Annotated in this window: 9 protein-coding genes; 6 read left to right on the forward strand and 3 right to left on the reverse strand. The window is 61.0% G+C overall.

From position 1 onward, the window contains the following. Positions 1-483, forward strand: a 483-nt coding sequence (locus AC1DVF_RS27680; protein ID WP_477783478.1) for a Fic family protein, incomplete at its 5' end; no start/stop codon positions are given. 290 nt (positions 484-773) lie between these two features. On the opposite strand, the gene AC1DVF_RS27685 is transcribed toward AC1DVF_RS27680, so the two are convergent. Then, positions 774-2,084, reverse strand: a complete 1,311-nt coding sequence (locus AC1DVF_RS27685) for an XVIPCD domain-containing protein (protein WP_477783479.1) — start codon at positions 2,082-2,084, stop codon at positions 774-776. Between the two features lie 41 nt (positions 2,085-2,125). Beyond that, positions 2,126-2,998, reverse strand: coding sequence for a DUF4189 domain-containing protein (locus tag AC1DVF_RS27690; RefSeq protein ID WP_477783480.1), 873 nt, complete (start codon positions 2,996-2,998; stop codon positions 2,126-2,128). Between the two features lie 431 nt (positions 2,999-3,429). Between AC1DVF_RS27690 and AC1DVF_RS27695 the strand changes: the two genes are divergently transcribed. From AC1DVF_RS27695 to AC1DVF_RS27705, 3 genes are all read left to right on the forward strand, one after another. Continuing rightward, positions 3,430-4,947, forward strand: coding sequence for a DUF6531 domain-containing protein (locus AC1DVF_RS27695; RefSeq protein WP_477783481.1), 1,518 nt, complete (start codon positions 3,430-3,432; stop codon positions 4,945-4,947). 63 nt (positions 4,948-5,010) lie between these two features. Beyond that, positions 5,011-5,925, forward strand: coding sequence for a DUF6531 domain-containing protein (locus tag AC1DVF_RS27700; protein WP_477297398.1), 915 nt, complete (start codon positions 5,011-5,013; stop codon positions 5,923-5,925). A 675-nt stretch (positions 5,926-6,600) separates the two neighbouring features. Then, positions 6,601-7,374, forward strand: a complete 774-nt coding sequence (locus tag AC1DVF_RS27705) for a hypothetical protein (protein WP_477297733.1) — start codon at positions 6,601-6,603, stop codon at positions 7,372-7,374. Here the strand turns inward: AC1DVF_RS27705 and AC1DVF_RS27710 are convergent. Next, positions 7,356-8,279, reverse strand: a complete 924-nt coding sequence (locus tag AC1DVF_RS27710; protein WP_477297734.1) for a LysR family transcriptional regulator — start codon at positions 8,277-8,279, stop codon at positions 7,356-7,358. The two genes, AC1DVF_RS27705 and AC1DVF_RS27710, sit on opposite strands and share 19 nt — an antisense overlap. A gap of 98 nt (positions 8,280-8,377) precedes the next feature. Here AC1DVF_RS27710 and AC1DVF_RS27715 point away from each other — a divergent pair, with 98 nt between their 5' ends. Then, entirely contained in the window at positions 8,378-8,806 is a 429-nt protein-coding gene (locus tag AC1DVF_RS27715; protein WP_477783482.1) for a DMT family transporter, read from the forward strand. Positions 8,807-8,829: 23 nt separating this feature from the next. After that, the gene (locus AC1DVF_RS27720; RefSeq protein WP_477297737.1) at positions 8,830-9,312 is read left to right on the forward strand and encodes a DMT family transporter; all 483 of its coding nucleotides are present in this window, start codon (positions 8,830-8,832) and stop codon (positions 9,310-9,312) included. Positions 9,313-9,766: the final 454 nt, after the last annotated feature.

The following is a 9,766-nucleotide window of genomic DNA, read 5'->3' on the forward strand; positions in this document are numbered from 1 at the left end:
GTGCTGGGAGAAGGGGCGGCGGGATTTGTCCGCCTCCTGCTGCAGATGCACCAGACGTTGATGCCAGGCAGCACGGGTTTTCGCACMACTGCCGTGGGGTCCGCGCCGGACAGGAGAGGCGAGGGCATCGTCTATCCGCCGCCAGGCGCCATCCCCGGCCAGCTGGAAGCCGTGTGGAACCATTGGGCCGGTCACGTTGACCAGAGTCCGGGTTTTGCCGCTGTGGTCGCCATGACGGCGTTGATGAACCTGCACCCGTTCATGGACGGAAACGGGCGGGTCGGGCGGCTGCTGTTCCACTGGACGCTCAACCGCCACCGCACAGATCCCGCCTACCTGCCCATCTATGAACTGTCGGCCATGTCACAGTGCGGCTATCTCGTTCGTCTCCGGCAAGCGCAATACCATGACGAGTGGGCGCCGCTGTTGAGCTATCTCGTTATGGTTGCCGCGCGGCTGCTCGGGGAATGTCCGGGAAGATGACTTTCCTGTTCCACAAAGGTCAGTGCGCGGTTTGAAGTCAGCCAAAAACCAGGGCGCAAGTGAGACCGATTGCGCCGAAGACAATGATGAATATCGCCATCGCCAGGAGGAGATTCCCACGCCACAAGGAGCGCGGTTTCTGAGTGGTGAATGTGCGACGGCTGGACATTGCGCCATGCTGTCGCCATCTGTTTTTCGGGCAAGGCCGCTGCGGCAGATTGCCCCTCATGGTCCACCTTGACCGTCCTAGGTGAAAGGCAGGACCAGCGATGCCGGCCCCGCCCGTCTTCTCACCTTGTCATCGAAGGTCCGGCTGCTTGCTGGACGTCTGGCGCCACTTGCTGCTGGACCTGATGCTGGGTCTGTGTCTGCTGTTGTTGCTGGGTGTTGTTTTGCACGTTGGCTGCCGCTTCATGGCTGCTTTGTGCCAGCGGTGTCTGGACAGCCTGCATGACGTCGACTTCCACGAACTTCTTGAACGGGGAGTTGAGCTCACCCTGGATGGCATAGCCCCGGTTGGCGTCGTCCGATAACGCCACATGGTCAATGCGGCTGAAGCCCGCAGCCGTGGCGGCTGAAGTCAGGGAGCCGGCGAAGTTCTGTGTGTGCGGTCCCGGCGCGCGGCCCTGCTCCTGGTCAATGCGGGCCACACAGGTGTGGGCCTGCTCATAAATCCCGTGGGCCGGATGGCGGACATCGAGCAGTGTGGGGACACTTTGGGTGGTCGCCTGTCCATGCCCCCTTGCCTCGCCGATGGCCGCCATCGTTGCCGGTCCTGCCACCCCGTCGGGTTTGAGCCCGTGCGCCGTCTGGAAGGCTTCCACAGCTTCTTTGGTATGCGGGCCAAAGTGCTGGTCGGCATGGATGGCACTGCCGTCTCGTGCCGTGATGCCGAGGGCGGCAAGGTCTGACTGGAGTGCGCCGACGGCGGCACCATGGTCTTTTTCCCGCAAGACACCAGGGTGGGCGTGGCCTGAAGCTGCATGAGCGGGTGCGGCGTGGTGGGTCGGATGAGAGGCCTTCAGAGCAGCCACTTGTTCTTCCGACATCACGGGCGTTGGCGTGACGGTCCCGGCTTTCCATGACTCAAAGTGGGCGATGCCGTCGAGCAGGGCACTCGTTTCGGCCGCTGTCATGTCCTTGACCTTCTTGCCGTGCAGGTCCTGGCCTTCTGCAGCTGCGACCTTGTAGATGTCGTTGGCCTGTGCCTCGTAGTGCACCGGGCCACTGTAATCGGGTTTCGAATAGTCCCGGATAAGCTCGTCGACAGTATGTTCGCCATGACGCTTTTGGATGTGCTGCAGCTGGGCYGCGCGACCGGTTTCATAATTCTCGAAAACGATGTTGCCATGCTGGTCGAGGTCGACCACGCCCTTGTAGGTRTGTTTKGCCGTCTCCAGCGCTTCGTCTTTGGTTCGGACGGCGTGGGAATTTTTTTCACTTCCGGCAAATTCCAGCTTCAGGTTGCCGGGGTTGTTGTTGCGCCAGGACACGGTTCCATCCTGCGCCGACACCCAGGTCTTGTCTTCGAGTTCGTAGATTCGCGTGGTGTCGTAGGTCGTAACCAGGCGGTTTACCTTCTTGTCCGAAACAACGTCCATATTCTCTCCATGTCAGGGGCCTGTCGGCCATCAARGGTAGTTCAGCGAATTCCTGTGGAACAGTCCGTGCGSACTTCCTTGCACGCCTGTCCTCCCGCTGCATTGCATGCGGTCATCGCTTTGGTCGAAGCGGCCTTTTCATCTTYGGGGTCCGGCGTTCCTGCACCGAACGGGCGTCCCGACGYGTCTCGCACGAGGGAGATACAGCCGTCTTGTTGCTGGACGAGRAYGGTGCAGTCTTGCYTGTTGCAATCACCCGCCTGGCTTTTCCACATCGCGTCGACCGTGGCATCCCCGTGCAGGAAGGAGAACTTGTCGCCCTTCTTGTGGTTGATGACGATGGTGTTGAGGAATACMGGCACACTCCACTTTGCGTCKARGTCTTTGGCAAGACCTGAGGGCGGAAGCGACAACTTTTCGTTCTYCCCCTCGCCTTCGCCAGCCGCGAAGGTCTCCCGGGTTGCGSTCGTCACATGCCAGCCATCGTTCTTCCGCACGAAATCAAGCATCGTCTGCGAAGGCGCCTCGCCCGAGTCGAACTGATCGATGTGGRCGTGCCCAGGCGACACCTTCACATGCGCAGGGTAGAACTGGTCATCATGGAACTGGCTGCATTTCGAGCAGGCGATGAGCTTGYCRCTTGAAAAGTCCGGGACRAAYTTCCCGTCTTTCCTGCCAAACATCACCAGCGTGCGGTGGCGGACGTCGTCCTTGTCGGGAGCCGTCTCGAACACCGCCACGGCGTCCGCATTGGACTGCTCKCCGCTCGATGCAAAAGACAGCAAGGTCGTGCCGGCAGGGGMGGCGGCCRTGACCTCGGCTGGSGCCGCTGGYGGTTTGGATGGGGACGACGCAAARGCAGGGGCYGTCGTCATCATCAGGGYAGCCASTRCCAGTCGGAATGTYCGTGTCATTGCCAACTCCGGGTAGGAAAGCTCAAAGCATAACCGAGGTCGCAGCSGGAGACCGAAGGCTCTCTCACGTCAGGTAAAAATYCCCTGTSCACGTCCGGCACTGGCATTTTCAGTGTGCATTGAGACCAGGAGATTGATTCGGGTTGCGCCGACGACCGCGAAGTATTGTCGCTGACGGATTTGTGTAAGCGCACGCCTACATCATTCGTCGGCGCGCACCGACAACCAGAAGCGGCGCCGGCGTGCGGCATTCATGGCGCAAATGTGTCTACAAAAAAGGCACCGACATGACATTGCTGTCGAGGCAGTAAATATGTGACGCAGGTCTCGATCTGCTACGACTCTGATGCAGCATCGTGCAACCCACAATTGGCAGCCAGGGAAAGGTATGAAGACCGTAATCGGTATTCTGTTTTTGTTCGTGCTAAACGATGGGCATCGCCCAGGCCGAGGATGTGTGGTTCTCGCTGGATGTCACAGACTTTCCGGCGCCTGATGACGCTGTTCACTATCCGACAGCGGACGCCGCGTGCAGGGCTGGGTATGCAGAGGATGTGGTGACATGGAACACATCGACCTCCAGCGTGCTTCCTTATGTCCCTCTCACGTATGACCGGCAAGGCCAAAAGCCGTTTTACTACACCTGCATCACGCAGCTGCTCATCGGGGACAGTGCTTACCAACTGCCTCACTCCGTCGCGCTAAACGGGACCCAGTGCCCAGATCGCCTCGTCCTGGACATCGTTGCCGGCCGGTGTGAAACCCGAGGCGAGTACGACGCGCGGCGCCAGATGGGCGACCCGAATGATGAAACGAACAACGACCCGGATGACTGTGCGGGAAATCCCATCAATCCGGCCATTGGCAACAAGTTCGAACTGGAAACCGACTTTGTTGACCAGGATGGTGAACTGGCGTTCCGGCGATTCTTCAACGGCGTCGATGGCCTCTGGCGTCACAGCTACGAAACCTACCTGTCGGTTGGGGACTCGTCAGCGACGCTGACGTTTGAGGACGGGCGCGCATCGCTCTTTTCCATTGCCGGCGGTGTGGCTACCGGCGAACCCGCAGAGCGGGGACTCCTTGCCAAGTCGGGCAGGAACTGGGTTTATTCCTCCCCAAACAATGAAACGCTGACTTTCAATGCCCAGGGGCAGCTGATGAGCATCCGGGATGCCGCTGGCCTGACGAAGTCGTTGACCTACGGTTACGACAGCAGTTTCAACACGCAGGCGACCGTCAAAGACTCGCGTGGCCACACGTTGATTTACAGCGAGGACCAGAACGGGAATCTCGTGGAAATGACTTCGGGGAGCTTGTCGGTGGCCTACACCTTCTCCCCAACCCAGCGGTTGATGAAGGCGACCCGGACCGTTGGCGCCAAGGTGACGTCCCGCTCGTATCTGTACGAGGACGCAAGCCACCCGGGACTGCTGACAGGACTCATTGACGAGCGTGGCGTGCGGTTTGCGACATGGTCGTATGACGCGCAGGGCAGGGCGGTCTCCAGCGAGCACAGCGGTGGGGCGGACCGTACAGTTGTTGGCTACGTTGATGACAGCACAACGACCGTCACCAATGCGCTGGGCCACACAGTCAAATACCAATATGCCGTCCTCGCTGGCACCCGACGCATGACTGCAGTCACCGGTGAGCCCGTGCTGGGTTGCCCCATCAGCAATTCGTCGTTCACCTACGACGGGCGGGGCCAGATTGCCACGCAGACCGACGCTCTCGGTCACGTAACGGCATTCACCTATGACCCCCAGGGCCGCATCACTGCAAAAACCGAGGCGAAGGGGACGCCCCAGGAAAGGACGACCACCACAACCTGGGACGGGACGAGCTTTCGGCCCAAGACCGTGACAACTGCTGACCGGGTGATGACCTACACCTACGACGCGCRGGGTCGACTCACGGCAACGACTGTATCGGCGGTACGAAACTGAGTTGGATTTGACAGGGATGGTCCGGGAAGCGGGCCATGGACGCGACAGAAACCGGAGCCAAACGTGAAGTTACTGCTTGGAATGCTGCTTATGACCTTCAGCGCCGGAGCAATGGCTGAGGAGTACTACTACCTCATCGACAGCACCACGGATGATCCTGCGGCCGCGCATTACCCATCGGCCGACGCCGCATGCCGGGTCATTTATGCCACGGACATCGCCAAACATGCAGCTCCGGCTGACATGGACACGCCGTTGCCGTACGCACCCCCAACACTCGCGTACTCGGTCCCGCCGAAGTTTGAAGGCTGGACCTGCAATGTTTCGTGGACCGATTCTAAGAATGGCGACGGTTTCACTCACGGCTACTCGGTTACACGGTTTGGCGACGGCTGCACGGCGGATCAAGTTTACAACCCGCTAACGGGCAACTGCGAATCGCCCGACAAGGAACAAGACCGTAGAGAGCTCGGGGATCCGGGCAACCCTATCAGCGTCGGCTTCGTATCCTGTGGTGATCCGGTGAGTCCGGCGAACGGAAATGTTTTCGAGTCCGAGACGGACTACGCCGACCAGGACGGCGAGCTTCGCTTTGTGCGCAGCTACAACAGCCGTGACATGGGTACGTGGGTAACCACGCTCGACACACATCTCTATCCGGATACGGGCGCGCAGCCTCGGAGCGCGGTCGTGCGTTTCAGTGATGGCCGCACCGCGCTCTTCATCGCCAAGGATGGGACGACGTCACTGAGCCGTACATTGGACGCCCATCTGGGTAATTGCGCCGATTGCTTCCAATCCAAGCGCCATGTGCTGGCAGTCGACCGTATCGGCCTCGTGCACGAGGTCGGCCAACAGACCGGCAAGACCACGTGCATATTGAAGCCACTCTGTGGCCGCGTTCATCAGGTCGTGCGCTGTCGTTTCGGGATCGACGTGGTAGGTGATGCGGCCATCTACCTTGTAACTGTTCGATGAAGCCATTGCCTTCTCTCCTTAGGTTCACCGTCATCCCTTCGGGTGCGGCACGCCATGCAGGCACGGCGTGCCGCGGCCCAAACGGACCTGCGGGTTCACTGGCGGCCCATGATCGGGCGCGAGGGGTTTGCTTTGAAGAAGTGGAGCGCGACGTCGGTCGTTTCAGCAGTCCGTGAGGCTACGTGCCGGGTAGGACAGCCAAGAAGATTCTGAAAGAAACGGTCGCCGCCGCGGTTCTTCAAGCGTGTCTGCGACGTAGGCAGGCGGCTCGGTAACCGGTGGGTGTGCCGCCGAGGGGATTCGGCGGGCGAGCAGGTGCCGTATGATGTGGCGCAGCCATATCAACTTCCTTTCAGTTGGTTTGGTTAGCGGGCCAGCGGTGTTGTAGCACCTCTGGCTCGCGATTCTTCACCGCGTGAAGCGATGGTTGTCCGCGAGGCGTTTGAGTCGACGACGCGGGCAACGGTTAGGACCGTATCAAATCAACTTACGGTTGTCTGTAGGCGTGCAAGAACGACGTCGTCCTCATTGCGCAGTACACGTCAGCGACTGCATTCGTTTCCAGAGTATGGACGCCTCGATTCCGCAAGCTTGTGCGATCTGTTCGTACGTTTACACCGTTCTCCTGAGATATTTCTGCAGGTAGACTCTCGCGGAATCACGGAGAGATACACGATGCGTCAGTCACGCCGAAGCGGTTTTCTGGATAGCGTCAGCGCGAGCGTCCTCACCCTTCTGTTGTGCCTCGGTGCGCCAGCGCTCAAGGCGCAGGATGCGCAAGAGCCGACCGCAACACCGAGTAACGAACAGCTCGCCAGCACGAGATGCATCTCGGGCATGGAGAAATTCGTGCCGGGTGATTATTTCTATTGCCTTGCCACCCAGAGCTACGGCGAGAACAAGCACCGCTACGCGGATAAGTTCTTCAAGGAAGCGGCTAGCTGGGCCAGCAAGCCTGCGCAATATGTCCTCGGCGTCATGGCTCTCAACGGAGACCAGCAACCGGTCAATCGACCACTCGCCCTGGCCTGGTTCGCGTTGGCATCGGAGCGGCATACGCCCCGGTTCCAGGCTCCTTACGACGAGCTGAAGGCTCAGTTGAGCCCTGCGGAGATCGCGAAGTCGGATGACTATTTCGCCTCGCTGAAGAAGACCTACGCCGATGCCGTCGCCGCGCCGCGCGCTGAAGAGCGCTACCGTGATGGCGTCCGCCGTTTGGTCGGCCCGGCAGCGACCGGTACGTATTGCATGGCCGGTGTGAGGGACGCGAGCGCCAATGGTGGCTCAGGAAGCATGGACGCCAGCGCGATCAGCGCCTTGGCCGCCTCGTGTCCTCCTTCGGCCGTCGTCGTCAAGTTCGTCGACAGCAAAGCGGCTGATGTGTTCGAGGACTGGAGTGGGCATGTCAGCGTGGGTGCCATCGATCCGGTTCAGACGCGATCCCAGTAGGGCGGAGTGCCGATGTGTTCGAGCAGGAAGTCCCTCACGACCCTTACCTTTCTCGATCGCGATCGATTTTCCGGGGACACCAGGTGAATGCCGGGTGGCTCCGCTTCTACCGAGCCCTCCCAGTCGGGCAGTATTTTCACCAGGCGGCCCTTCCTGAAGCTGCCTGGCTGAAACAGCCACGTCGGGAACAGCACGATTCCCAATGACGCTTCCGCGGCGGAGACGAGCGTTTCCGCGTTGTTGCTCTGGAAGCTGCCGTTGACGTCGAACCCTTCGTATCGCGTATCGCCCGGTTTGCGGAAATACCAACGCTGCGCGCCCCTGTAGCCGCGATACACCAGACAGTTGTGCCGGGCGAGGTCGACGGGGGCCCCAGGCACCCCGTGGGCGTCCAGATAGTCCTTGCTCGCGCAAATGATGTAGCGCTGCGGTCCCACGTCGCGGGCGATCAGGCCAGAACTCTCAAGGTGTCCGACACGAACCGTGATGTCGGCTCCTTCCTGCACCGGATCGATGAAGGCGTCGGTGAGGGTGAGCTGGACCGATAGGTCGGGATACGCCTTCAGGAGCTCGTTCACGACCGGCGCGATGTGCAAGCGACCCAGGGCGACCGGGGCATTGATCCGCACCAGGCCTTTCGGACTGGCGTCCTTATCGGCCGCCTGTTCCGCCGCCATGTCCAGCAGATCGAGGGCTTCCCGCACCGTGAGGTAATAGCGCTCACCCGCGTCGGTGAGACGCACGGCCCGGGTATGCCGGTAAAGCAGTTGCTGGCCCACCTCTTTTTCCAGGGCCGCGATATGCCGGGAGACGGACGAGGCGGGAACCCGGAAGTGGCGCGCGGTCGCGATGAAACTGCCCGTCGCCGCGACCATGGCGAAGTAGCGTAAGGAGTTGAGCTGCATCGAGTTGTCCTGCAGGCAATGATGTATTCAAGTTTGGCCTAATTGTTCCCAGATGGGCACTGCTTCACCTTTGCCCATGTCTTGGTGGAACTCAACGCATGAAACACATCTGGTTAATCCCGCTGGTCGTCGCTGCTGGAATGGGGTTGTCGGTCGAGGCGGGCCTCCTGGGCCCCCTGGGCGAAGAGGTCGGCCAMGCCTGGGCCGTCGTCGGCATCTTCGCCCTGGGCTCCTTGCTGCTGACCTTCGGCCTCGTCTTCGGTCGCCCGCGTCTCGCGCTGATGTTCTCGCAGCCGCGCTGGTTGCTCACCGGTGGCGTGCTCGGCCCTATCTACGTTGCAGCGCTCACTATCGCCACCCCGTTCGTCGGCGTGGGCCTGACGATGGTCGGCATCCTGTTCGGCCAGGTTGCCGCCAGTCTGGTCATCGATCACTTCAGCTGGCTGGGCAGTGCCAGGCGTGAGGTCGACGGCTATCGCATGACTGCTCTGATCGCCATCCTCGTCGCCCTCTGGCTGATCCATTAAGGCCGATCCATTAAGGACCTCCCATGCTTATTCTCATGATCGTGCTGGTGGTCGCCAGTGGCGCCATCCTGTGCGCGCAGTCGGCCATCAACGGCCGCCTCGGTTCGCACGTGGGCGTGCTCGAAAGCGCCTGGCTGACTTTCACCCTGGGCGCCATGCTCAGCTTCCTGTACGCCTTCCTGTTTGAACCCCAGCACGCGCTGACGCTGTTAACGGCACCGCGTTGGCAGGTGACCGGTGCGTTCTTCGGCGTGGTGTACATGCTGGTCATCGTGTTTGCGATGCCTCGCGTTGGCACGGCTGCCGCCACGGTGTCGGTGATCAGTGGCCAGCTTCTGATGAGCCTTCTGATCGACAACTTTGGCTGGTTGAACAACCCGGTCATCCCGCTGAGCGGTTCGCGCTATGTGGCCATGATCCTGCTCGCCGTGGCGCTCGTGTTGATTTACCGCAGTAACGCCCGGCAGGGTGCGCAGGCCATGGCCACTGAACGGAGCGAAGCATGAGCATTCCGACCCTGAGGGACGTTGACCACATCGGCTTTACCGTGCCTTCGATCGCGCGACCCATCGTGAGGCTATCGGGTACCCCCTCTCGTGGTAGGCGGACGCGTTGGCAATGACCGCTCATCACGGCCAGGCGAGCGCGAGGTAGAGCCCCGCAAGGTCGTACTCGGAACGGCAGGGAGTTCACGCCGCGCCACGGCGCAGAGRCAAAAGCTTGGGAAAAGCCTTTCCGGGGATCATCCTGTCTTCGTCCCCCCCGATACCGAGCCCGCACCCCCGCCATGCACCTCCTCCTGTTGGAAGACGACGCCGAGCTGGGCGAAGCGATCAAGCACGCGCTCGAGCAGCAATCCTACGCGGTGACCTGGCTTACCGACGGCCGCCACGGCGCGGCGGCACTGGCTGATGGCTCGGTCGACCTGGTGTTGCTCGACCTGGGTCTGCCGGGCAAGGA

The organism is Pseudomonas sp. P4_D7, assembly GCF_056401755.1.